The organism is Synechococcus sp. GFB01 (genome assembly GCF_001039265.1).
GTDB lineage: Bacteria > Cyanobacteriota > Cyanobacteriia > PCC-6307 > Cyanobiaceae > NIES-981.
The window spans coordinates 1-23,164 of the sequence record NZ_LFEK01000038.1 but is presented as its reverse complement, the minus strand read 5'-3'; the positions used below and the strand labels follow the sequence as shown (position 1 = coordinate 23,164).

The 23,164-nt window shown below is 65.2% G+C and carries 21 protein-coding genes and 4 pseudogenes; 16 read left to right on the top strand and 9 right to left on the bottom strand.

What is annotated here, in order from left to right; translation table 11 throughout:
• Positions 1–25: 25 nt before the first annotated feature.
• A complete protein-coding gene (gene ftsH, locus SYNGFB01_RS06285) occupies positions 26–1,966 on the top strand; it encodes an ATP-dependent zinc metalloprotease FtsH (RefSeq protein WP_048017377.1) in 1,941 nt (646 codons plus the stop codon).
• Positions 1,967–2,032: 66 nt separating this feature from the next.
• Here ftsH and SYNGFB01_RS15335 read toward each other — a convergent pair.
• A pseudogene (locus SYNGFB01_RS15335) lies at positions 2,033–2,131 on the bottom strand (DUF2256 domain-containing protein); the annotation flags it as partial.
• An 82-nt stretch (positions 2,132–2,213) separates the two neighbouring features.
• Positions 2,214–2,810, bottom strand: a complete 597-nt coding sequence (gene clpP / locus SYNGFB01_RS06280) for an ATP-dependent Clp endopeptidase proteolytic subunit ClpP (RefSeq protein ID WP_235299961.1) — start codon at positions 2,808–2,810, stop codon at positions 2,214–2,216.
• A 76-nt stretch (positions 2,811–2,886) separates the two neighbouring features.
• Here clpP and psb29 point away from each other — a divergent pair, with 76 nt between their 5' ends.
• Entirely contained in the window at positions 2,887–3,606 is a 720-nt protein-coding gene (psb29, locus tag SYNGFB01_RS06275; RefSeq protein WP_048017376.1) for a photosystem II biogenesis protein Psp29, read from the top strand.
• Here psb29 and SYNGFB01_RS14560 read toward each other — a convergent pair.
• The 4 genes and pseudogenes from SYNGFB01_RS14560 to SYNGFB01_RS06270 all read right to left on the bottom strand — a co-directional run bounded on the left by SYNGFB01_RS14560 (position 3,566) and on the right by SYNGFB01_RS06270 (position 6,162).
• The gene (locus SYNGFB01_RS14560) at positions 3,566–3,706 is read right to left on the bottom strand and encodes a hypothetical protein (RefSeq protein ID WP_161795860.1); all 141 of its coding nucleotides are present in this window, start codon (positions 3,704–3,706) and stop codon (positions 3,566–3,568) included. The two genes, psb29 and SYNGFB01_RS14560, sit on opposite strands and share 41 nt — an antisense overlap.
• A gap of 221 nt (positions 3,707–3,927) precedes the next feature.
• Complete coding sequence (locus SYNGFB01_RS14555) at positions 3,928–4,293, bottom strand: hypothetical protein (protein ID WP_161795859.1); 366 nt, start codon at positions 4,291–4,293, stop codon at positions 3,928–3,930.
• Positions 4,269–4,484: pseudogene (locus SYNGFB01_RS15330) on the bottom strand (hypothetical protein); the annotation flags it as partial. The pseudogene SYNGFB01_RS15330 and the gene SYNGFB01_RS14555, both read right to left, overlap by 25 nt.
• Positions 4,485–4,614: 130 nt before the next feature.
• Entirely contained in the window at positions 4,615–6,162 is a 1,548-nt protein-coding gene (locus SYNGFB01_RS06270) for an IS1182 family transposase (protein WP_048017375.1), read from the bottom strand.
• A 160-nt stretch (positions 6,163–6,322) separates the two neighbouring features.
• On the opposite strand from SYNGFB01_RS06270, the gene SYNGFB01_RS06265 reads away from it, so the two are divergent.
• The 4 genes and pseudogenes from SYNGFB01_RS06265 (at position 6,323) to SYNGFB01_RS06250 (ending at position 10,202) form a co-directional block, all read left to right on the top strand.
• A complete protein-coding gene (locus SYNGFB01_RS06265; protein ID WP_048017374.1) occupies positions 6,323–7,414 on the top strand; it encodes an IS630 family transposase in 1,092 nt (363 codons plus the stop codon).
• Positions 7,415–7,470: 56 nt separating this feature from the next.
• Positions 7,471–8,607 (top strand): annotated as a pseudogene (locus SYNGFB01_RS06260) (IS5 family transposase).
• Between the two features lie 28 nt (positions 8,608–8,635).
• On the top strand, positions 8,636–9,007 hold the full coding sequence (locus tag SYNGFB01_RS16310) for an NDP-hexose 2,3-dehydratase family protein (protein WP_369795499.1): 372 nt from the start codon (positions 8,636–8,638) through the stop codon (positions 9,005–9,007).
• A gap of 871 nt (positions 9,008–9,878) precedes the next feature.
• Positions 9,879–10,202, top strand: coding sequence for a glycosyltransferase 61 family protein (locus SYNGFB01_RS06250; protein WP_255347533.1), 324 nt, complete (start codon positions 9,879–9,881; stop codon positions 10,200–10,202).
• Between the two features lie 415 nt (positions 10,203–10,617).
• On the opposite strand, the gene SYNGFB01_RS14550 is transcribed toward SYNGFB01_RS06250, so the two are convergent.
• Entirely contained in the window at positions 10,618–10,776 is a 159-nt protein-coding gene (locus tag SYNGFB01_RS14550) for a hypothetical protein (protein WP_235299960.1), read from the bottom strand.
• A 1,272-nt stretch (positions 10,777–12,048) separates the two neighbouring features.
• On the opposite strand from SYNGFB01_RS14550, the gene SYNGFB01_RS13725 reads away from it, so the two are divergent.
• Complete coding sequence (locus SYNGFB01_RS13725; protein WP_152669558.1) at positions 12,049–13,215, top strand: glycosyltransferase family 4 protein; 1,167 nt, start codon at positions 12,049–12,051, stop codon at positions 13,213–13,215.
• Between the two features lie 47 nt (positions 13,216–13,262).
• Here SYNGFB01_RS13725 and SYNGFB01_RS14870 read toward each other — a convergent pair whose 3' ends face one another.
• Positions 13,263–13,559, bottom strand: a complete 297-nt coding sequence (locus tag SYNGFB01_RS14870) for a hypothetical protein (protein WP_200900070.1) — start codon at positions 13,557–13,559, stop codon at positions 13,263–13,265.
• Between the two features lie 45 nt (positions 13,560–13,604).
• Here SYNGFB01_RS14870 and SYNGFB01_RS06235 point away from each other — a divergent pair, with 45 nt between their 5' ends.
• Positions 13,605–14,777, top strand: coding sequence for a glycosyltransferase (locus SYNGFB01_RS06235; RefSeq protein WP_235299959.1), 1,173 nt, complete (start codon positions 13,605–13,607; stop codon positions 14,775–14,777).
• Between the two features lie 1,191 nt (positions 14,778–15,968).
• On the opposite strand, the gene SYNGFB01_RS06225 is transcribed toward SYNGFB01_RS06235, so the two are convergent.
• The gene (locus SYNGFB01_RS06225; protein ID WP_048017369.1) at positions 15,969–16,862 is read right to left on the bottom strand and encodes an N-acetylmuramoyl-L-alanine amidase; all 894 of its coding nucleotides are present in this window, start codon (positions 16,860–16,862) and stop codon (positions 15,969–15,971) included.
• Between the two features lie 142 nt (positions 16,863–17,004).
• Here SYNGFB01_RS06225 and SYNGFB01_RS06220 point away from each other — a divergent pair, with 142 nt between their 5' ends.
• From SYNGFB01_RS06220 to SYNGFB01_RS14175, 8 genes and pseudogenes are all read left to right on the top strand, one after another.
• A complete protein-coding gene (locus SYNGFB01_RS06220) occupies positions 17,005–17,823 on the top strand; it encodes a glycosyltransferase (protein WP_048017368.1) in 819 nt (272 codons plus the stop codon).
• Positions 17,824–17,835: 12 nt separating this feature from the next.
• A complete protein-coding gene (locus tag SYNGFB01_RS13150) occupies positions 17,836–18,915 on the top strand; it encodes a glycosyltransferase (protein ID WP_072061575.1) in 1,080 nt (359 codons plus the stop codon).
• A gap of 136 nt (positions 18,916–19,051) precedes the next feature.
• Positions 19,052–19,318, top strand: a pseudogene (locus tag SYNGFB01_RS16305) (glycosyltransferase); the annotation flags it as partial.
• A 278-nt stretch (positions 19,319–19,596) separates the two neighbouring features.
• Positions 19,597–19,911, top strand: a complete 315-nt coding sequence (locus SYNGFB01_RS16300) for a glycosyltransferase (protein WP_369795498.1) — start codon at positions 19,597–19,599, stop codon at positions 19,909–19,911.
• The gene (locus SYNGFB01_RS06210; RefSeq protein ID WP_082325904.1) at positions 19,911–20,999 is read left to right on the top strand and encodes a glycosyltransferase; all 1,089 of its coding nucleotides are present in this window, start codon (positions 19,911–19,913) and stop codon (positions 20,997–20,999) included. The genes SYNGFB01_RS16300 and SYNGFB01_RS06210 overlap by 1 nt, the downstream gene beginning before the upstream one ends.
• A gap of 354 nt (positions 21,000–21,353) precedes the next feature.
• A complete protein-coding gene (locus tag SYNGFB01_RS06205) occupies positions 21,354–22,139 on the top strand; it encodes a glycosyltransferase (protein ID WP_053068365.1) in 786 nt (261 codons plus the stop codon).
• On the top strand, positions 22,136–22,747 hold the full coding sequence (locus tag SYNGFB01_RS15320) for a glycosyltransferase (RefSeq protein ID WP_072061574.1): 612 nt from the start codon (positions 22,136–22,138) through the stop codon (positions 22,745–22,747). The genes SYNGFB01_RS06205 and SYNGFB01_RS15320 overlap by 4 nt, the downstream gene beginning before the upstream one ends.
• On the top strand, positions 22,663–23,164 hold a 502-nt coding region (locus tag SYNGFB01_RS14175), incomplete at its 3' end, for a glycosyltransferase (RefSeq protein ID WP_235299964.1). The genes SYNGFB01_RS15320 and SYNGFB01_RS14175, both read left to right, overlap by 85 nt.

Here is a 23,164-nt window from a genome sequence, read left to right as displayed (position 1 = left end):
CACTTAGTAAAAATTCCTCTCAGCCATGAATCAGCGCTGGCGTGTGCTCGCTCTCTGGCTCCTGCCCCTCGCCATCGTGGCCTTCCTGGGCTGGCAGCTGATCTCCGCCGGCGGTGATGCATCCAGGTTCCGGCCCGGCGGCTCGACCGTGGCGCCCCGCAACGCCGCCGTGGCGCGCATGAGCTACGGCCGCTTCCTCGACTACGTGGAGGCCGGCCGGGTCACCGCGGTCGACATCTTCGACGGCGGCCGCAGCGCCGTGATCGAGGCTGTGGATCCGGATCTCGACAACCGCGTGCAGCGGCTGCGGGTGGATCTGCCCGGCGTGGCTCCGGAGCTGGTGAACAGGCTCAAGGAGCAGGGCATCAGCTTTGACGTGCACCCGCCCCGCCAGGCCCCGCCGGCTCTGGGGATCCTGGGCAACCTGCTCTTCCCCCTGCTGCTGATCGGCTCGCTGATCTTCCTGGCGCGACGCTCCAGCGGCATGCCCGGCGGCCCCGGCCAGGCGATGCAGTTCGGCAAGACCAAGGCCCGCTTCCTGATGGAAGCCGAGACCGGCGTGAAATTCGACGACGTGGCCGGCGTGGAGGAGGCCAAGCAGGACCTGGAGGAGGTGGTGACCTTCCTCAAGACCCCCGAGCGCTTCACCTCCGTGGGCGCCCGCATCCCCAAGGGCGTGCTGCTGGTGGGCCCTCCCGGCACCGGCAAGACGCTGCTGGCCAAGGCGATCGCCGGAGAGGCCGGTGTGCCCTTCTTCTCGCTCTCCGGCTCGGAGTTCGTGGAGATGTTCGTGGGCGTTGGCGCCAGCCGGGTGCGTGACCTGTTCAAGCGGGCCAAGGAGAACAGCCCCTGCCTGATCTTCATCGACGAGATCGACGCGGTGGGCCGTCAGCGCGGCGCCGGCGTGGGCGGCGGCAACGACGAGCGGGAGCAGACCCTCAACCAGCTGCTCACCGAGATGGACGGCTTCGAGGGCAACAGCGGCATCATCATCATCGCGGCCACCAACCGGGCCGATGTGCTCGATTCGGCCCTGCTGCGACCCGGCCGCTTCGACCGTCAGGTGATGGTGGATGTGCCCGACATCAAGGGGCGCCTCTCGATCCTCAAGGTGCACAGCCGCAACAAGAAGCTGGCGGAGGATGTGAGTCTCGAGGCCATCGCCCGCCGAACCCCCGGTTTCTCCGGTGCCGACCTGGCCAACCTGCTCAACGAGGCCGCCATCCTCACGGCCCGCCGCCGCAAGGAGGCCACCACCCTGGCCGAGATCGACGACGCGGTGGACCGGGTGATCGCCGGCATGGAGGGCAAGCCCCTCACCGACGGTCGCAGCAAGCGCCTGATCGCCTACCACGAGGTGGGCCATGCCCTGGTGGGCACGCTGGTGAAGGCGCACGACCCGGTGCAGAAGGTCACCCTGATCCCCCGCGGCCAGGCCCAGGGCCTCACCTGGTTCTCGCCGGATGAGGAGCAGATGCTGGTGAGCAAGGCCCAGCTGCGGGCCCGCATCATGGGTGCCCTGGGCGGCCGCGCCGCCGAGGCTGTGGTGTTCGGCCGCGAGGAGGTGACCACCGGCGCCGGCGGTGACATCCAGCAGGTGGCCTCGATCGCCCGCCAGATGGTGACGCGCTTCGGCATGAGCGAGATCGGCCAGTTCTCCCTGGAGGCCGGCAACCAGGAGGTGTTCCTGGGCCGCGACCTGATGACCCGCAGCGACGGCTCCGATGCCACCGCCGCCCGCGTGGATGCGGCCGTGCGCCGGATCGTGCAGAGCTGCTACGAAGACACCGTGAAGCTGGTGGCCGAGCACCGGGCCTGCATGGACCGGGTGGTCGACGTGCTGATCGAGAAGGAGAGTCTCGACGGCGACGAGTTTCGGGCGATCGTGAGCGAATTCACGGTGATCCCCGAGAAGGAGCGCTTCTCACCGCTGCTCAGCGCGGCGGAATCGGCTGCCACGGCCTGATCCCGATCTCATGACACCAACACCGGGTGCTCAGCCACCCGGTTTTTNCTTGTCTGCTGCCTGGTCTCAGGCATCGAGGGATTGCCGCCCCTGCCGTTGGCTGCGGCAACGATCGGAGCGGTAGATCACCTGCTCCCAGACATCCGCCCACCGGCGGCGGCAGCTGAAGTGCCTGCCCCAGACGGGGGGTGCGTCAGGATCACCCCGACGGCGAGACTCTGACCCGGCGAGCCGGAACGGCGACGCTTCAGACCGGGCGCACCGGCCGCTTGTCGATCACCTTGTCGATCAGGCCGTACTCCACCGCTTCCACCGGCGACATGAAGAAGTCGCGGTCGGTGTCCTCCTCGATCCGCTCGAGCGGCTGGCCGGTGCGATCGGCGAGCTCGGTGTTGAGCTTCTTCTTGAGGTAGAGGATCTCGTCGGCCTGGATGCGGATGTCGCTGGCCTGGCCGCGGGCACCGCCGAGGGGCTGGTGGATCATGATCCGCGAATGGGTGAGGCTGCTGCGCTTGCCCTGGGTGCCGGCGCAGAGCAGGAAGGCCCCCATGGAGGCGGCGAGGCCCACGCACACCGTGTGCACATCGGGCTTGATGTGCTGCATGGTGTCGAAGATGCCGAGGCCGTCGTACACCGACCCACCGGGCGAATTGATGTAGAGGAAGATGTCCTTCTCGGGATCCTCGGCTTCGAGGAAGAGCAGCTGCGCCACGATCCGATTGGCCGACTCGGAGGTCACCGGCTCACCGAGGAAGACGATCCGCTCGCGCAGCAGGCGGGAATAGATGTCGAACGCGCGCTCCCCCCGGCCCGACTCCTCGATGACGATGGGGATCGTGGTCACAGGCGGGGGATGCGGGGCTGGATCGATCCTACTGAGCCCGGGTGGCTAGGGTCGCTGAATCCCGGGCCCGACGACCGTGAGCGCTGCCCTCACCGTTGCTGACAGCAAGCGCGCCTTTCACCGCGCCTTCCCCCATGTGATCGCGCCCCTCTACCGCCGCATGGTGGATGAGCTGCTGGTGGAGCTGCACCTGCTCAGCCGGCAGAAGGGCTTCCGCAGTGACCCGCTGTTCGCCTGCGGCGTGATCCAGGTCTTCGAGAGCTTCTCGCGCGGCTACCGCCCCGAGCGGCAGCGCGAACCGCTGTTCGAGGCGCTGTGCAACGCCACCGGCTTCGACGCCGCCGAGCTGCGCCGCCAGCGGGATGAGGCCGTGGCGGCGATGGGCCGTCACAGCGTGGAGGAGGTGAAGCAGTGGGTGGAGCAGCAGGGGGCCGGCGCACCCGAACCCCTGGCCACCGCCCTGGCGGGCATCCGGCGGCCCGATTTCCACTACTCCCGGCTGATGGGCGTGGGGCTGCTCAGCCTGCTGGAGCAGGCTCAGGGAGCCGACGGCATGGATCCGGCCACGCTGCGCAGCTATGCCCATGACCTGGGCACCGCCATGGGGCTGCTGCGCGACCGGCTCGACAAGGACCTCAGCCTCTACGCCAGCAACCTGGAGAAGCTGGCCCAGGCGGTGGAGCTGATGGAGGAGACCGTGGCCGCCGAACGGCGCAAGCGGGAGCGTCAGCAGGCTGGAGTGAACGCGGCGCCGCTCAGCGAGGAGCCAGCAGAAGGCGTCCCTTCAGCCGGCTGAGCGAGCTGCCGGGGGAGCCGCCACGGCTGGCGAGCTCGAGCTGACTGGCCTTCACCACCAGGCGGGGCAGGTCGGGCGGCAGCAGGCCGGCGGCCGCCATGGCCTCGGNTGTCGGGAGTAGTGCTCCAGGAAGCTGTAGGCCTCAATGGCGATAGGGAATCCTGTGCTGGAGRAAAAAACAGGGGCTGAGAGGATTGCTGGAATCCAGTGGTCGCTCCAGAGAGTGATGTACTCCGCAAAGCTCAGATCTGGCCAGCTTGGATAGAGGGCTTGGATTTTGGCGGCATCCCAGATACCAAAGTCATCGCGTGGATGCTGATGTCACCATCGAAACTCATAGTGCGATAGCAGTCGGCTTAATGGATGTCTGTGGGTGCTGAGTAAGGGCTTGCCTGCATGCTCAGCTGGCACGTCGCGGCAGGTGCCGTGCTTGTTGATATTGATCAGACTTTCTCCATAAAGACGCTCCAGTGCGCGTGTCACGAATGTTCCGCCGGTCTTCGGGTAGTGAATAAAAACAAAGTGCTCGGTGATCAGCATGATTCGGAATGGGCAAGAGCCGGCCGTTGCTACGATAGACTTTGAATGGCAATGAAAATTTGAGGCTGCCGATGGATTGCGCCCGGGTGCTGTTGCTGGCAGCGTGAACATCCCCATCAGACTCATCCAGTCGGAGGGATTGGCCACGTGGATGGATCGTTCCCAAAGAAGGGAAAACCGGGATCCGAGGATGCCATGGCCGCCGAGGCGGCCCTGCAGAGATCGCCGTGGCTCCGGCCATGGCTGGCGATCAGGCAGCCGGCCTGGCGATAATCGCCGGTTTTGTAGAGCAGCGGGGCACCGTCTGCATGGGTTAAGGTCCCGCCTGCGGCTAGGAGTTTGTTGCCAATAGAGCAGTGAGCCCCAGTCCACGACGAAACGTGGCTGAGGTAAACCCCAGCGGCACCGTTCATCTGCTGAGCGGGTTCATTGCGGCGGCTTTGAGTCAGCCCTGGCCGCTGTCGCCCCTCATCCCGTCGCTACTGCCAGCGCCTGCTGCTGTGACCGCCTGTACCTGATCAACTTCAGCAGGTTGTGCGTGGCAGCGATCAGGTGCCATTCACCGTCAACCTTCTCCAGGCCCCGCAACAGGAAGCGCCGCAGGCCCCGGCCTTCCTTGATCTGGCCATTCACCGGCTCCACGATGGCCTTGCGTTGGGCGTAGATCGCTGATCCCTTCTTGCTTCTGAGCTTGCGGGCCATGCGGGTTTTGACATCGGCACCCCTGGGCAACGGTCCCCGCATCGGCGGAGGGGGCTGGCCGTGCGGCAGACGGCCGGTGGCGATGTAGGCGTCAATGCCGCGGGTCTGGCAGTGGCCTGCGTTGTCCTCGCTCCAGTAGCCCGCATCCAGCGTCATCACATCCGGCAAGGCACCGGCGTTGCTGGCGATGCGCTGCAGCATGGGCTCCAGGTGCTCGACATCCGGCGGCTGGTTGCTCACGCCCACCGCCACGATCACCTGGTGGTCGCGATCGACAGCCAGCTGGCAGTTGTAGCCCTGCAGATAGGCCCCGCCTGACTGCATGAGATGGCTGTCGGGATCCGTGAAATTGCGCTGGGTCTTCTTGGTTGGTGCGCCATCAGCTTTCCTGGCCAGCCCGCGCCTGGGCATCGCGTCAGCCGCCAACGGCTCCAGATCCGGCGGTTCCAGGCCAGCGCTCTCGGCGGCCTCGAACGCCGCCTCACGGGCCGCCTTGGCCTTGGCTGCTGCCGCCTCAGCTTTCCTGGTCAGCTCGGCCTGCTCAGCAGCCGGTGCATCGGCCTCATGCGCAGCCGCCGCTTTGGCCCTGGCCTCTTCTGCTTCCTCCTGGCGCTGCCGCGCAGCCGCCGCAGCGGTTTCTGCCTCCATCTCCTTGCGGGCCTGACGGATTTTCTCGAGGCGGCCCTGCTTGTGCCTCAGCTCATCCGGCAGCTCACTGCCCAGCTTCCCCTTGCCGTAGCGCCGATCCTCCTGGGCATCCAGGATCTCGGCCTTCCGCATCAGGGCGTTGATCTCCTGCTGCAGCTGCTTCTCCGCCTTGAGCATCCGCTCGTGGCTCATGGCCTTGTGCTTGGAGGCATTGGCCTGCACCTTGGTGCCATCCAGCGCCACGTGGCCCAGGCTCACCATGCCGGCCTTCTGGCAGAGACGCAGGATCTCAACGAACAGGTCGCGCAGCGCATCGAGGTTCCGCCGCCGGAACTCGCTGATCCGGCTGTGATCGGGCTGCTGGTTGCCCGTCAACACACGGAAGGCCAGATCCTCGTAGCAGGCCCGCTCGATCTTGCGGGAGGAGACGATGCCAACGCAGTACGCGTAGAGCAGCAGCATCGTCATCATTCGCGGATCAAACCCTTTCTCCCCGCGGGGATCCTTGCTCTGAGCCGGGATCAGGACCTGTGAGAGATTCAGCTCATCCACCAGATCCAGCAGGAAATACACCTGATGGTCATCTGACAGCCAGTCGCTGGGTGATGGCGGCAGCAGGGTGGTCTGCTCCGGCTGCCAGGGTCGGAATGACTTGGGCTTCTGCATGCCCCATTATCTCGCTCAGATCCACTGGGGTGACTGGATTCTGGAAGGATTCAGGGGCATCTGTGGAGGGCGCGCTGGCGATCTATGCGCGACACCCTCCTAGTGTGCNGTCCCGCAAATAGCCGGTAGAATATGAAGTGTCTCCTCGGGGAGTCGTTTCATGCCGACTGGTCGCCCCATGGCTCCTCTGGAGCTGTCGGCTGATGAGACCAGCCAGCTCCAGAGCCTGGCTGGATCAAGGACCTTGCCGCATTCGATCGTTCAGCGGGCGCAGATCGTGCTGGCCTGCGCTGCTGGTGACACCAACACCGCTGTCGCCAAGCAATTTGGAGTCCGCGGCTCAACGGTGGGCAAATGGCGGCAGCGCTACCTCGATCTGGGCATCGAGGGCCTTCATGACGAACTGCGTCCNGGCCGGCCCCGCACCTACGAGGACGACAAGGTGGCCGAGGTCATCAACCGGGCCCTGCAGACCAAGCCAACCGATGGCAGCACCCACTGGAGCGCTCGGACTTTGGCAGCGGCGACTGGGATCTCAAAGACAACAGTTCACCGCTGGCTGCAGANCTTCTCGGTCCAGCCCCACCGGCAGAAATCGTTCAAGCTCTCCACCGATCCGTTCTTTGTGGAGAAGGTCCGCGACATCGTTGGCCTGTACCTGAACCCGCCGGACAAGGCGATGGTGCTCTGCGTCGACGAGAAGACGCAGATCCAGGCCCTGGACCGCACCCAGCCGCTCCTGCCCATGGGTCTGGGCTACGTGGAAGGCGTCACTCACGACTACATCCGCCACGGCACCACCACCCTGTTCGCGGCTTTGGACGTGGCCACAGGAGAAGTGATCACCCAGTGCAAACCCCGCCACCGGCACCAGGAGTTCCTGGGGTTCCTCAGGCAGATCGAGAAGTCCGTCCCGGAAGATCTGGACGTCCATCTGGTGGTGGACAACACCTGCACCCACAAGCACGCCAAGGTCAGGGCGTGGCTGGCGCAGAGGCCCCGCTTCCACGTGCACTACACGCCCACATACGCCTCCTGGCTGAACCAGGTGGAGCGCTGGTTCGGGATCATCACCCAGCGGGCGATCCGGCGCGGCAGCTTCTCCAGCGTCAAGGAGCTGATCGCCAAGATCGAGCAGTTCGTGGCCGCCTACAACAAGACCAAAGCGCCGTTCAACTGGACCGCAAACGCGGATTCAATCCTGGAGAAGCTCCAGCGACTTTGTTCGCAAATCTCCGGGACGGGACACTAGGAGGCTGCTGAAAAACTGGTCCAGCCGCGGGAGAATGGCCCAACGGCACTGAGCGGATGCGCGGCCAGCAGGAACGCACCGGTCCTCTGTTCTCCTACGTCTCCACAGAAGAGCCGGATCCCCAAGGCCCATCCCCTGCGGCAGGTGCGGCGGCTGGCCGATCAAGCCCTGGATCGCCTCAACCCCACCTTCTGCAGGCTCTACCCCGAGGGTGGGCGCCCCTCGATCCCGCCGGAGCAGCTGCTGCTGGCCCTGTTGCTGCAGGCGATCTACGGCATCCGCTCGGAGCGGATGCTGATCGAGCAACTGGACTACAACCTGCTGTTTCGCTGGTTTGTCGGCCTCAACCCGGACGATCCCGTCTGGCATCCCACCACATTCACCAAGAACCGCGACCGGCTGCTCAACGAGGAGCTGATGGCGATGTTCCTGGAGCTGCTGCTGGCCTCGCCGGAGGTCAAGCCGCTGCTGAGCTCCGAGCACTTCTCGGTGGATGGCACCCTGCTGCGGGCCTGGGCCTCGCACAGCTCGCTGGAGCGGATCGACGGAGGCGATGACGATCCGCCACCGCCCAGTGGCGGCAATGGGTTTGGCTCAGGCTCCGCCAAGGGGAAGAAGCGGGCCAAGGAGATTTCCGCGGTCTGCTGCTCTCCAACCAGACCCACCGCTCCCGCAGTGACGGCGAAGCCCGGCTGTTCCGCAAGTCCAATGGCACTGGGGCGTTCCTCAGCTACCTGGGCCATTGCCTCATGGAGAACCGCCATGGCCTGGTGGTGGCCAGCGAGGTGACCCCAGCCGATGGCTACGGCGAGCGTTCGGCAGCGGTGCGGATGGCGAGTTCGCTCCCCGGCGCTCACCAAAAGACACTGGGAGCCGACAAGGGCTACGACACCAGGGATTTTGTCGCCGACGTCCGCTTTGCCGGCATCACGCCGCATGTGGCGCAGAACATTCAGGCGCGTCGCCGCTCCGCCATCGACGGGCGAACCGTTCGGCATCAGGGCTACGGCAAGTCGATCAACGCAAGGAAGCGGATCGAGCAGGTGTTTGGCTGGATCAAACAGGCCGCGGGGCTGCGGCAGCTCAAGGCCCGAGGTCGATCCCGGGTCGGAGCGGTGTTCCGGTTGCATGTGGTGGCCTACAACCTGATCCGTCTGGCCAACCTGCTCAGCCCGAGGGGGGCGCTGGCATGAAACGGGCAAAGCAAGGCGAGAAGGGCAGATCAGGCGCCCGGACCCCCGTGCAGAGGTCCGGAGACCCCGCCCGCTTTGCAGGACAACGCTGCCGATTGGCGCAGCCGACGGGCCGGTCAGAACAAGTCGAAGTGGCGAGACTCGGATTGGCTGCTATTTCAGCAGCCTCCTAGAGCAAGCCACGGTCGTGTTCGACTGTATGATGCCTAAGGAAGGGGGCAGATTCTTCCGGGACATCAACCGCTACCGAGTCGTCATCGCTCCAGAGGACGCGATGACTAACGAAGACCCATTGTCTATCTGGCTTACCCTGGCGGAGATCACGGCTCTCAAGAGCATCCCGGGGGTCTTCACGAACGAGTTCCGGTCTCTCCTCTCACTCTTTGTTCGGTTCCTCTAATCGATGCGGCTAAGGTTGCCATCGTCGCTCACGCCTCCCTGGGGCCGGAAGCGGGACAGCTCTGTGAAGAGCGTCTCGCGCTTCAATCTCGACGAGCTCCCGTCGACGGAATCGAGCGAAGTTGAGGGCGACGACGCGTTCATACCTCTTCTCGCCGGCGCTGAGTCCGTTCCGTTGCGGGCCGATACCCGCCTCACGCTTCCCCCGAGTGACTCAGCCCCCCTCCGGACGTCGCGTCGCCACGCCGGATCCACGCCATCGGGTTCTTTCGACTGAACCGCGTGGTGTTTGGCTCCGAGGGATACTGCTTGCGGGACGGGTCGTTGTGCGACTCACTGACGATCCGACCCTCCTACTGGCGACAGATGGTGGAGGAGAATCCAGACTGCCTCCCCGACATAGAACGATGCATACGGGTGGAAGTTGAGGGGCCTGCCTACCTTCCGATCAGCCGCGACTACAACAGCTACGGCCACTGGTGGCTCGATGTGGTGCCGCGCCTCGCGCTACTGCGTCGCACACCGCTGATGGGCGCGTCGAATCTTCGTGTCGTGATTCCTGCCGATCTCGAATCGTTTGCGCGTGACATCTTGTCTGAATGTTTTGAACTCGAATCCGAACGGGTCGTGCCCTACGATCCACGGAGAGAGGTCGTTGTCTGCCGATCGGCAATTTTGCCGACGCTCGGGCACCGAGATTACCTGTTCCATCCCGCGACTAGTGACATATACACAGAAGTCGTCGATCGCGTGATTCCGAACGCCTTAGACCGTACTCCTGAACGCCTTCTTTACGTCACGCGTTCGGCATTCGCGTCCACCACGAAGAGTCGCATCGTCCGACAGGCCACAAACCACATGTGCGCTGAGGAATTGGCGCGAAGTCTCGGTTTGAAACGGTTGCACCCGAGACGATGTCCTGGCGAGAGCAGATCGCGATGTTCTCGAGAGCGCGCGTCGTGGTAGGCGAACATGGTTCGGCAATGAAGAATCTCCTCTTCGCTCCGGCCGGCGCGGCGGCGGTGGTCATCAACTTCCTCAACAACACTCAGGCCTCGATCGCGGCGCTTCGCGACCAGCACTACCTCTACGTACCAACTCTGGGATTCGACCCATCGAACCATGCGACGCCGTACGAAGTGGACCTCGCACGTCTCGAGCATGCGCTTCGTCACGCCCTCCGATGCACGGCCTAGAATCGCTCCCGGCAATAGGCAGTGAGCTCACTCGCATTGAGGACCGCGCTCTTAATCACCATCGTGAATTTGTTGACAGCGTTCCATGCCTCAGGCTCCTTCTCCGACTCAGGCAGCACCTCTCCCTGCAACCGCCAGGTGTTCCTCCAGTTGGCAAGAATAGCTACGTGAACGCACAGCCCTGCTGCTCCGATCTTGGCCAAGCTCTCCCGCCGCGGCGGGCTCATCCGCCTTATCACATCAGCCTTGAAGGCCTTGCTATAGCGTAGCCTTGCTCTTGCTCAATACAGCCAACTGTGAGCGAAAGTAGTCGGAGTGGAGAGTCATCAACATTCCCGAGAGCGGGGGCCGAAGACCATACACGACACTTTTACTATGCTTGCCGAAGACCTTTTGTTGACATAGTAGGGACGAATCACATAACCAAAGAAATGCCCTGATCGAATTTCAATAGGCCTATGCCACTAGAAACCTGATACAGTTGAGAATTGGCAGTCCAACCACCAGCGGCGGCCTTCACAGGAACCCGATCAAAGCGGCGCTTGAAAAGCAACTGACTCGAAATCACGAACATGCCGCCCAAGCTCATCTTGCATATTGGGACAGAAAAAANCAGGAACAACATCAATTCAGGCCTTCTTGGCTACAAACAGAGATATGTTGTACAATGAAGGATTTCTGATTCCCAAGTCGCTAGGCGGAATGGCAAATGCACTTCTGCCTATTTTGATTACTGAATGCAAGAATACCGATGGTCTGATTACGGTCTATGGCCTTAGGAATCCAGCAAAACGTCGGCGGATCCTGAGAAAAGCGTTAGCCAGATTTGCCGATGAACTCAAAAAGACAAAATGCCACACCGTAATTATTAGCTCAGAGCATCTTTCTTCGCGCCTTACATCGAACAGTGATGTCCAACGACTAAGGGAGATACTTGATACTAGGACATCCGATCAGCACATCGTCATTTATCTACGAGAGCCGCTTGAAGCAGCAATATCGTGCTGGTCCACCTGGATCAGGAATGGTCATTCATCAAACAGCCTGCCAAGCCCAGGCCACCCGGAACTCCAACAACTATGCAATCACCAGTTACTCCTGCAGCGCTGGTCAAAGGATTATGGCAACAAGGTCATACCAAGGCTGTTCTCAAAACAAGAATTAGTAAATGCCGATGTGGTATCTGATTTCTGCAGTGCCGTTGGAATTGAATTGACTGACAACTATCAAATGCCGACGCGCTGCAACGAAAAGCTATCCAGACCGTGCCAAGAGATCCTGCTCCGCCTAAACAAAGAACACTCTTGGCTGAAAGATGGTCGAGTCAATTCCACTAGAGAAATCCTACTAGAGAAATTGGCTAAGCACTACGCAAACCTACCCCCCTTCACCCCGAGCCCTAGAGAGATTGCAGACTACAGAAATTACTATAAAGAGTCAGATGAATGGGTAAGACACAACTACTTTCCTCATAAAAGCACTCTTTTTGCAGAGTCCACATACGAGGAAGTTACATATTGCAACTACCGAGAAGCAATTTACGACTCGACAGCCTCACTCATCAAAGACATGTGGTTTGAACAAGACACCATTGCCAACAAGGCAAGGAGAAATCACCTTTTGGGACTCATCCGGGCCTCGTGCAGAGCACTAAAGGGTAAATCACTATCGATGTTTTCCTATGTCGCCAACACGCTCACTTTCAAGAGTTAGTCAGCCTTCAATAAGGCTAGAGGAAATGGTTAATCTAGCTCCAGCTTGGTGTAATGCCACTGAAAAGGTTGCTTGACCAAGCCAGTTCTGTCGAAGAAGTATGATTGGGTACGGCTAACACATCAGCTTATCTGTGAAGATCATCATCCTTCCCTTAAATTCAGCAGGCCCCTGGGGAGGCTCGGAAATTCTCTGGAGTGAATTGGCAAAAATCTGGAGCCGCCAACACCATCAAGTGGCTGTTGGCATCCAGGCTTGGCAACCAATGCCGACACCGATTCGCAATTTAGAAAATCATGGTGTCACACTGCGCTGCTATCCAGCAGCCCCAAGTCGAATCCAGCGAGCTACTGATTACCTATTGAGACTAAGGAGAGTCCCCAGCGTAGTTCACCCATTGGAGAAGTGGGTTGCTTGGCTGAATCCTGATCTGCTGGTGTTCTCAGCCGACGGCTTTGGTGGACTCGCAGGGATAAAGTTGGCAGCGAAGCTCCAAATCCCTTATGCCTATATCATCCAAGCCAACTCAGAAAGCTGGTGGCCTTCTGACAGACAGCGAGATGAGATGAATGCGGCCATTGATGCAGCCAGTGGTGCCTTCTGCTTCGTGGGTGAACGCAATCGGGACTTATTGGAGATTCAGCTTGGTCGTCGTATCCCAGAGGCCCGAATCGTGCGCAATCCCCATGGCGCACTTGGCCTAAAACCAATAACCTGGCCTATCTTGAGTAATGATGTGGCATTCAAGCTACGACTTGCCTACGTCGGTCGCATGGAGCCCATTGCCAAGGGTCAGGATCTATTGCTCCAGGCTCTGGCGATGCCTCAGTGGCGCGATCGCTTGTGGCATCTGAGCTTGTATGGTTCGGGCCATGGCGTTGAAGGGTTGAAGGCCATTGCAGATATGCTCGGTATCGGAGCTCGGATCAGCATTTTGGGATCCTATTCATCGCTTGAGCAGGTGTGGCAATCCAACCATGCTCTGGTGATTACGAGCCGCTATGAGGGGCTTCCCCTCGCTCTAGCAGAAGCCATGTGGCTGGGAAGACCAGCTGTCGTAACCGATGTGGCCGACTGCGCACTGCTCATTCGCGATGGAGTGGATGGTTTCGTTGCCGAAGCTCCCACCGTGATGCATGTTAGCCAGGCCCTGGAGCGCCTCTGGAACCAGCGCCAGCATCTTGAGGTGATGGGTCGCTGCGCTGCTCAGCGCGTTCGCACTTTCTTGCCCGCAGATCCAGTGAAAGCAGCATCCGAACAGATTCTTTCGCTGATCCCACAACATCATCTCAACGATTAATCTGGCACAGAAGCAACATGAGGCCTCCCTGAACAGATCAACACTGATCACTCAGTGACCCTGAAATGATCTTCAGCCAGATCGACACCCGATATCGCAAACATGAACTGCCGCTTGCTGAGGTCGATCACAAAGGCTCGAAACACTGGCCCAACTGCCAAAAATTTCGACCCAGCAACAGGATAGGCATTGGGCCCATGACCCTGTGAACCACTGGAACTTATGGTGGATGGCAGGTTCTGCGCTGAAAGGCAACTCACATCTACTATCGCTCCATGCAAGCGGTACAGGTCAGTCTCACCGACATCGGCGGCGGAGCCGCCCTGGCGAGTTACCGGATTCATCAGGCCCTCAGACAGCTGCCCTTGAACTGTGGCGTTGAATCCACGATGAGGGTGGTCCGCAAGCTCTCCGACGACCCAAGCGTGCACGGGGGCCCTGCCGGCGGCCTTCACCCGTTGCGCGCCGCTCTTCGTTCCTATCGGGCCAATCGGCGATTCCGCGGCTTCAGCAGCGCCAACCCCGCCTTTCACCACCCCGGCTGGCCTGACTCAGGCCTCGGCAATGAACTCTCCAGCTCAGGGGCTGATCTGGTGCACCTCCACTGGATCGACGGAGCCCTGTCGATCGAGGAGATCGCTGCCCTGCCGCAACCGATCATCTGGACGCTGCACGACCAGTGGGCCTTCTGCGGCGCCGAGCATTACCAGCCCCTGCCGCCCCTCAATGACACTCGTTCCATCGAGGGGTATCACACCGATAATCGCCCCCCCTGGGAATCAGGCCCGGATCTCAATGGCTTCACCTGGCGGCGCAAACACCGCCACTGGTGCCGGCCGATGCAGATCGTGTGCCCGAGCCACTGGATGGCCGACTGCGCCCGCCGCAGTGCCCTGATGGGCCACTGGCCGATCAGGGTGATCCCCAACCCTATTGACACCAAGCTCTGGCGGCCGATCGATCAAACCCTGGCCCGCCAGGCCCTCGACCTTCCCATTGATTCAGCGCTGATCCTCTTCGGGGCCACCTTCGGAGCCACCGATCCCCGCAAGGGAGCTGATCTGCTGCTCGACGCCCTCAATCACCTGAACAGCTTCACCACGCACCTTGCTGAACGGCCTCTTGAACTGGTGATCTTCGGGCAGCGCCGCCCNGCCGATCCCCCCAGTCAGCCCTTCCCCTGCCGCTACATGGGGGCCCTCCATGATGCCTTCACGCTGCGGCTCCTCTATTCGGCAGCCGATGTGATGGTGATCCCCTCACGCCTCGACAACCTGCCCAACACCGGGATTGAAGCGCACGCCTGCGGTGTGCCCGTGGCGGCCTTCAACACCGGGGGGCTGCCCGACATCGTGGAGGATCGCGTCACCGGTGCGCTGGCTCAGCCCTTCGAGCCGGCCTCGCTCGCGGCAGCCATCAGCTGGATCCTCGAGGATCCACAGCGCCGGGCCGGGCTGGCGCAAGCGGCCCGAGCGCGGGCGGTTCGGCTGTGGCACCCTGAACGCATTGCCAAGNCCTACGTGGAAACGTACCAGCAGGCCCTGGAGGCCCCCATCTGCTGACTGCCTGGTCTCGCGCCATGCAGGTTTTTCCCACGTGCGGCGGCGGCAGACGATCGAACAGGCTGCGCCAACTTGCTCCGGGCCCCCGAGCTCCCGCGAAAATAGCCATGGAATCCACCTGGCCAGCAAGCCTGGCGATCTGGGGCCCAGCCTCGAGATCACCCTTCTCCCGGAGTTCTGCACCATTGAAGGAGGCGGCCAACCCCTGCACACCGTTGTGAACTCCACCGACACCCCCCTCCTGCTGATCATCTGGCGCCGCCCCNACACCCTGCGCCAGCTGATCGACGCCATCCGACCGCTGGCACCAACGCGCCTGTTCATCGCCTGCGATGGCCCCAATCCCGAGCGTCCGGATGAGGCCGGCATGGTGGCAGCCACCAGAGCAGTGGTTGAAGACGAGATCAACTGGCCCTGCAGGATCGAGCACCTGTATTCCGAGACCAACCTGGGCTGCCGTGTAGGCGTGTGCCGGGCCATCGATTGGTTCTTCCAGCACGTGGAAGCAGGGATCATCCTGGAGGACGACTGCATCCCCCACCCCGATTTCTTCCCATTCTGCGGACAGCTGCTGGAACACTTCCGCCATGATGACCGTGTGTGGACAATCAGCGGAACCAATTACCAGGATGGGGTGTGGAGGGGCGATGGAAGCTACTACTTCAGCCGCTATCACCACTCCTGGGGATGGGCAACCTGGAAGCGTTGCTGGCTGCACAACGATCCAGATCTCAACGGCTGGCCAGCACTGCGGGAGTCCGGTCTGCTGGCCTCGATCTTCGAGGAAGCGATCGAGCGGGAGCACTGGTCAGGAATCTGGGATTTTCTCGTGCAGCAAGACGCCGCCCCGAACTGGTCGTGGGACTACCAGTGGGCCTTCACCTGCTTCGTGAACAGCGGCCTCACCGTGCTGCCCAACGTGAATCTTGTGGTGAACGTGGGCTATGGACCCGATGCCACCAACACCGCCTCCGATGAACCCCTGAATGTGATGGGAACCGGGGAGATCCTCCCCCTGCGCCATCCCCGCTTTCTCCTGCGGCATGCTGAGGCCGATCGCTACACGTTCGAGCACTGGTTCGGCGGGGCCCGTCTGCGCCGCACCCAGAAGCTGAAACCTCTGCCCCGCCTCAAGGCGCGGCTGCGGCGGCTGTGGCATCACAGGCGGCTCAACAGCTGACCAGGCCCCGCTCAGCCGCCGCGCCGCTCCAGCAGCGTGAACGGCTCGTAGCTGACACTGATCCCGAACTCCTCGGCGAACTCCAGCACCCGGCACCAGCCGCGGTTCTCCCGCAGGATGCCGCGCAGGATCACTGGCGCGTTACCGCTCTGCAGGGTGATCTCGAACAGCGGCCAGCCNACTGAGGGCTGCACCTGGTCGGCCCGGAAGCTGGGCACCACATCGAGGCTGCCGATCAGGATCCGGCGGCGGCTCGCCTCCCAGGCGTAGGGAATCTCGTAGAGGCCGAGCAGATCGGCGGCCAGTGCCCAGGAGCTGCCGTGCTCATCGATCTCCACGGTCAGCTCACGGCCGCGGGCACTCATGGCGCTGGCGCGGCGAAACTCCAGCCGGGCGGGGGCTGACTCAGGGTGGTCGCCCGGCCCGGCCATCAACCGCCGGATGCGCTCCCGCAGTTCGTCGCCGCCGGTGGGCGGGCCGCCCTTGCTGAGCTGCAGGAAATCCCAGCGCTCGCCGCTGCCGCCCCAGATCACCGGCCCGTAGTTGTCGTGGAGCCAGCGGCCGTCACGGTTGGAGGCCGCCTCGGCGTGGGTCATCACCCGCTCGATCGTGATGTCGGCCTCGTGCCAGCCCCAGCCGCGGGCGATCTCGGCCGCCTCGCGGCACAGGGCGTCGAGCTGGGGCTCGGTGGGCGGGATGCTCCAGGGGTCGGGGCGGCCGCCCATGCAGGCGCAGCAGAGGGCAACGGCATTGCTGTTGCGCCGCCAGGTGTGGGCCGGCAGGTCCACGCTGTAGGCGTGCAGGCGGTGCAGCGTGCCGTCTCCGCTGATGATCGTGTGATACAACCCCGAGCGCACCCAGCTGTAGGGGGTGGCGGCCCAGTGCAGGTAGATCGTGGCCGGCATCGGCGACGGGCACGGCAGCATGCCCCCNNATCCTCGGCGAGCCGGCCCCCNGTGAAAGACTCACGGGCAACAGCCCCAGCACCACACCGATGCCGATCAAACGACTGGTGCGAGCCGCGCTCGGGCCGGTGGACCTGATCCCATGAACGCCAAGGCTGAGCCGTCCGCCGCCCCGCCGCTGCTCTCGATCGTGACGCCCGTGTTCAACGGCCGGGCCCATCTGCAGGCCTGCATCGATTCGGCGCTGCCCGCTTTAGGTTCGGATCCAGCCCTCACGATCGAGCACCTGATCATCGATGGAGCCTCCAGCGATGGCAGCGCCGAGCTGCTGGCCGAGCAGGCACGCCGCCATCCCCATCTGCGCGTGCTCAGCGAGCCTGATTCCGGCCAGCCCGAGGCGATCAACAAGGGCGTGCGGCTCAGCCGCGGCAGCTTCGTGTGCCTGCTCAATGCCGACGATGTGTTCGATCCCCGGGGGCTGCAGGCCGCCCTGGCGGCGCTGGCGTCGCTGCGCCACCGCTCCGATCGCATCCTGATCGGCAACCTCGCCATCCGCAACGCCGCCGGGGAGATGATCCACACCACACGCCACCAGCCNTTCTCGCTCTATCGCCTGCTGCTGGGGGAGATGCCGATCAATCCCCTCTCCTATTTCTATCCTCGCAGCCTGCATGAGTGCATCGGCTGGTACGACGAGCAGGATCACTACTCCCACGACATCGATTTCCTGATCCGCGCCGCCCGCCACCTCCGCCCCGTGCACCTCGATGCCGTGATCGGCGAGTTCCGCATGGTGGCGGGTTCCAAGACCCTCACCACGATCGAGGACGGCACCCTCCAGCAGCGCAAGCTGGCCGTGATCCAGCGCCACCGCCGCCAGCTCTCCAGCCGTGAACGCCTGCTGCTCAACGCCTGGCGCCTTCGCAACCGGCTGGTGGGACTGCGGCCCTCCAGCCGCTGAGCCCTGCCCCTGATGCTGCTCTCCGTTGCCATCTGCACCTACAACCGCGCCGCCCTGCTCGAGCGCTGCCTGGAGTCGCTGGCCGCTCAGAGCGCCGCGGCCGATGCCTTCGCGCTGCTGGTGGTGGACAACAACTGCAGCGACGGCACGGCGCAGGTGCTCGAGCGCCAACGCCAGCCCCTGCCCAATCTCCGGGTGATCCACGAAACCCGCCAGGGGCTCTCCCACGCCCGCAACGCCGCCCTCGCCGCCACCGCCACACCCTTTCTCGCCTTCCTCGACGACGACGCCATCGCCTCCCCCGGCTGGGTGGAGGCCGCCCTCGCCTACTTGGAAAAGGCAGACCCAGCGGTGGCCGTGGTGGGCGGCCCGATCATCCCCATCCTCAGCCGGCCGATCCCCGCCTGGATCCCGCCCTGGACCTACCCCTACCTCACGATCATCGACCTGGGCGACCAGCCGCGCCGCTCCAGCAGCGAATCGCTCTTCGCCGGGGCCAACGTGATCTTCCGCGTCGACGCGCTGCGCGCCATCGGCGGCTTCTGCCCCGCCCTCGGCCGCCGCGGCGCCAGCCTGCTCTCCAACGAGGAGGTGTACCTCTGGCAGCTGCTGCGCCAGCGGGGCTACGCCTGCGCCTATGAGCCCAGCATTCCGGTGGATCACCTGGTGGACGCCGAGCGGCTCACCTACCGCTGGCTGATGCGGCGCCTCTTCGCCGAAGGGCTCTCGGCCTGCACCATGGCCCGGCTGCTGGGCCGCAGTGACGATCCCCCCCCGCTGCTCTACCTCCTCTATGTGAGCCTGCTCACCCTGCGCACCGCCCTCGGGCCCGCCAGCCTCGCCGCCCTGCTGCGGCGCCGGCTCAGCCGTGATCTGGTAGCCCGCCACGCCGAGCTGGCCCTCAAGCTCGGCCGCGCCCGCGCCTGCTGGCGCCCGGGCGGCCATGAACGTGGCCTTCGCCTCGAGCTACTGCCTCGGCGGCACCGGCATCGCCCGCTATCAGCGCGAGCTGATCGATGCCTACAGCGCCGATCTGCGATCCGCCGAGTCCGCCGGGTCCGCCGGGTCCGCCGAACAGGACTGTGCTCCTGATCGGCTGGCCCTGGTCACCCCCTTCAACCGTTCGCGCCGTCCTCAAGGCCTGCCCGCCGCCTGCGCCTTCCGGCGCAGCCCCCTGCCGGGCAAGCTGCAGTGCGCCCTCAACCAGGGGCTGCCGCTGGAGCGGATCGTGCCCGGCCTTCAGGAGAGCGAGCTGATCCACAGCCTCGATCCCCAGGCCCTGCGCACCCGCCGGCCCTGGCTGGTCTCCATCCACGACGTGGCCTGGCGCCACTTCGGACCCGACTACGCGGCCGTTTTCAACCGCGCGATGCAGCGTTCGGCCGAACGCTGCATCGCCACCGCCACCCACCTGCTGGCGGTGAGCCGCTGCACCGCCGACGAGCTGATCGCCGGCGGCGTGGCCCCCTCCCGCATCACGGTGATCCACCAGGGGGTCGAGCTCGAGCCGGCCCTGGCGCCCGGACTGCCCTCCACGCTGCCGGCCGATCTGCCGCCGCGCTACGTGCTCTACGTGGGCACCTTCCAGCCGCGCAAGAACCTGCCGCTGATCGCCCGCGTCTATGCCAGGCCCGGTGCCGAGGCCCTGCCGCCCTGCCTGATCGCCGGGCCGCCGCCCGATCAACCCCTCGAGCGCTTCGGCATCGACGGCCGCCGCATCCGCTACCTCGCTACCTGTCGGATGCCGACCTGGCCCGGCTGCTCGGCGGCGCCGTGGCTCTGCTCTTCCCCTCCCTGCACGAGGGTTTCGGGCGGCCCCTGGTGGAGGCCATGGCGCGGGGCGTTCCCGTGCTCGCCTCCCGCATCCCGGCCTTCCTGGAGGTGGCCCACGACGCCGCCCTCTTCTTCGACGTGCACGATCCGGAGGAGGCCGCCGCCCAGCTGCACCACCTGCTCGGCCGGCTGGAGCGAGAGGCCGGGCTGGCGGATGATCTGCGCACCCGCGGCCTGCGCCGGGCCCGGAGCTTTCGCTGGGCCGACGCGATCCAGCAGCTGCGGGCTCTCCACGCCGGACTGATCAGGGGCTGATGCGGGTGCTGCACGTGCTGCCGGGACTGCGGGCCGGAGGTATCGAACAGCTGGCACTCAGCCTGATCCGCCACCCCCCGGCAGCGGTGGAGCAGGTGCTGCTCAGCACCGACCGGCGCCAGCAGGAGCTGCGCCCCTCCTTCGATCAGCTGGTGCAGGAGGGCCGGCTCACGCTCCAAGAGACCGACCCCGCCGACGGCCCGCGTCTGCTCTGGCGCAGCTTCCGGCTCTGCCGCCGGCTGCGGCCCGACGCGCTGCTGCTCTACGCCTTCCAGCGCCCCTCGCTGCTGGTGGCCGCCGGCGCCCGGCTGGCCGGCGTGCGCCGCCTGGCCGTGCATCTCGGCAACACCGCCCCGGCCGATCCCGTCCGCCGGCGCACCTGGCTGCGGCTGCTGCGGCTGTTCCGGCTGCTGGGCGTGCAGCCGGTGCCCTGCAGCCAGGCAGTGGTGGCCTCCTTCGGCCCCCGCGGCCGGCTGGACACCGCCACCCTGATCCCCAACGGCTGCGACACCGCCGCCATCGCCGAACGGGCCGGGGCCGAGCGACTCCGCCGGCCGCCGAGCGACGACCGGCGCCTGCTGATGGTGGCCCGGCTCGATCCGATCAAGGATCCCGCCACCCTGCTGCGGGCCTTCGCCTGCCTGCAGCGGCCCGGCTGGAGCCTGCAGCTGGTGGGCGACGGGCCGCAGCGGTCGCAGCTGGAGCAGCTCTGCCGCCGGCTCGGCCTCGATCCGTCCGCCGTGCTGCTGGGCCGCCGCCACGACATCCCCGAACTGCTTGGCCGGGCCGATCTGTTCGCCTTCTCCACCACCGCCGCCGAGGGCTTCGGCATCGCCCTGATCGAGGCCATGGCGGCCGGGCTGCCGATCGTGGCCAGCGACGTGCCCGCCTGCCGCGAAGTGCTTCGCCACGGCGAGGCGGGGCTGCTGCTGCCAGCGGGTGATGTGGCGGCCTGGTGCCGCGTCCTGGAGGAGTTGATCGACGATCCGGGGCGCCGCCGGCAGCTGGCCGCGGCAGCTCAGCGCACCGCGCCGCGCTACGACAGCCGCGCCGCCGCCGAGCGCTGGTTCGCGCTGCTGAACCGATGACCACTCCCCGCCTGCTGGTGTGCAACGGCGACGCCACCGACCTGGCCACCTGGAGCAACATCCCCTACTTCACCCTCCAGGCCGGCCTGGCGGCGGGCGTGCTGCAGGGGGGGTCTCGCCCTGCGGCCCGAGGCCCTGCGCTGGCGCCGCCGGCTCTGGAACCTGCGCCAGCTGCTCGGCACAGGCCGGCCAGGCGGCTACCAGTACAGCACCGGCTTCGCGCGCCGTCTGATCGCCCAGGCAGACCTGGGAAGCGAGCCCCTGGCCCTGCTCAGCCAGTACCCCCTGCTGCCGCGCCACCCCTGGCCGCGCCACTGGCACATCGATTTCTACATCGATGCCACCACCCGGCAGGTGTTCGAGGCCTACGGCATGGGCCGCCGCATCGCGCCCGCCCTGCAGCGCCGGGCCCTGGAGCGGGAGCGCCGCGCCTACGAGGCGGCCGGTGTGGTGATCTGCATGTGCGCCTGGGCGGCCGAATCGGTGATTCACGACTACGGCATCGACCCGGCCAGGGTGCACGTGGTGCCGGGCGGCGGCAACCTCGATGAGGCCGCCCTCGCCGCCCTGCCGCCAGACCCCCTGCCCCCGCCGCCCAGCCCCGGCGAGCCGCTGCGGCTCGGCTTCGTGGGCAAGGAGTGGCGGCGCAAGGGCGGCCCCTTCCTGCTGCGGCTGGCCGAGGCCCTGGCTGAGCGCGGCATCCCCGCCGTGGTGCGCGCCATCGGGCCGGCCCCGCAGGATCTCCCCGCCCACGCGGCCCTGGAACCTCTGGGCTTCATCAACAAGCTCACCGACACCGGCCGGTTCGTGAGGGAGGTGCGCAGCTGGCACTTCGGCCTGCTGTTCTCCGAGGCCGAGGCTGCCCCCCGCTCCAACCTGGAGTGCCTGCGCCTCGGGGTTCCCGTACTCTCCCATCAGGTGGGCGGCATCGCTTCCACCGTTCCGGATGCGGGCTGCGGCATGCTCTTCCACCCCCACCCCGAGCCTGCCGAGGTGGCCGCCTGGATCGCCGACCGTCTCGATCCCTACCCCGCCTACCTGAGCTGGCGCCAGCACCTCGTCGAGCGCGAGGCTGAGTTCACCTGGGCCGCCGCCATGGCCAGGCTCGGGCCCCTGCTGCGCAACGAGGGGGCGGGGTGAGCCTGCACATCGCCCTGATCGCACCCCTCAGCCAGCCCACCCCTCCTCTCACCTACGGCGGCGTGGAGAGGGTGGTGGCAATCCATGCCGCCGAACTGGTGCGGCTCGGCCATCGCGTGACCCTGTTCGGCGCCGCCGGCTCGGGCCTGCCCGGCGTGCGCACCCTGCCCTACGGCCCCGCCGGGATCTGGCCGGGCAAGCGGCAGCTGGCCCGCCTGCTCAGCCTCCTGCCCCGCGCCGGCCGGCTGGATGTGGTGCACAGTTTCGGGCGCAGCACGGCCCTGCTGCCCTGGCTGGCCTCGCCCGGCCCCCGGCTGGTGCAGACCTACGCCTGCCCCTGGCCGCCGCCACCATCGCCAGGCTGGATCGGCTCTTTGGCGGCCGCGTGTCCTACACCGTGCCCTCCGCCTGGATGGCGGCCGCCTTCCCCCCCACCCGCGCCAGGGTCACGGTGGTGCCCAACGCCCTGCCCGCCGATCTCTACAGCCCCTGTTTCGAGGCGCCACGGCCCGATCCGCGCCCGCTGGCCTTCCTGGGCCGCTTCGATCCCTGCAAGGGCCTGCACCACGCCATCGACGCTGCCCTGGCGGCCGGAGTGCCGCTGGTGATCGCCGGCGGCAGCTTCGATGCCGACTCGCGCCGCTATGAGGCCGAACGCATCGATCCCTGGCGCGGTCATCCCCTGCTCAGCTTCCTCGGCCCCCTCGATGACGCCGGCAAGCAGCGGCTGCTGGCTAGCGCCCGGGCGCTGCTCTTCCCGATCGAGTGGGAGGAACCCTTCGGGCTGGTGATGATCGAGGCGATGGCCTGCGGCACCCCCGTGATCGGCTTCGATCGCGGCGCCGTGCCTGAGGTGGTGAGCGATGGCGTGAGCGGCTTCGTGGTGGCCGACGTGGCCGGCATGGCGGCGGCGGTGCCCCGGCTCGACAGCCTCGATCGCCGCGCCGTGCACGCCGCCTTCAGTCGGCACTACGCCGCCCCCGCGGTGAGCGCCGCCTATCTGGAGCACTACCGGCAGGTGCTGG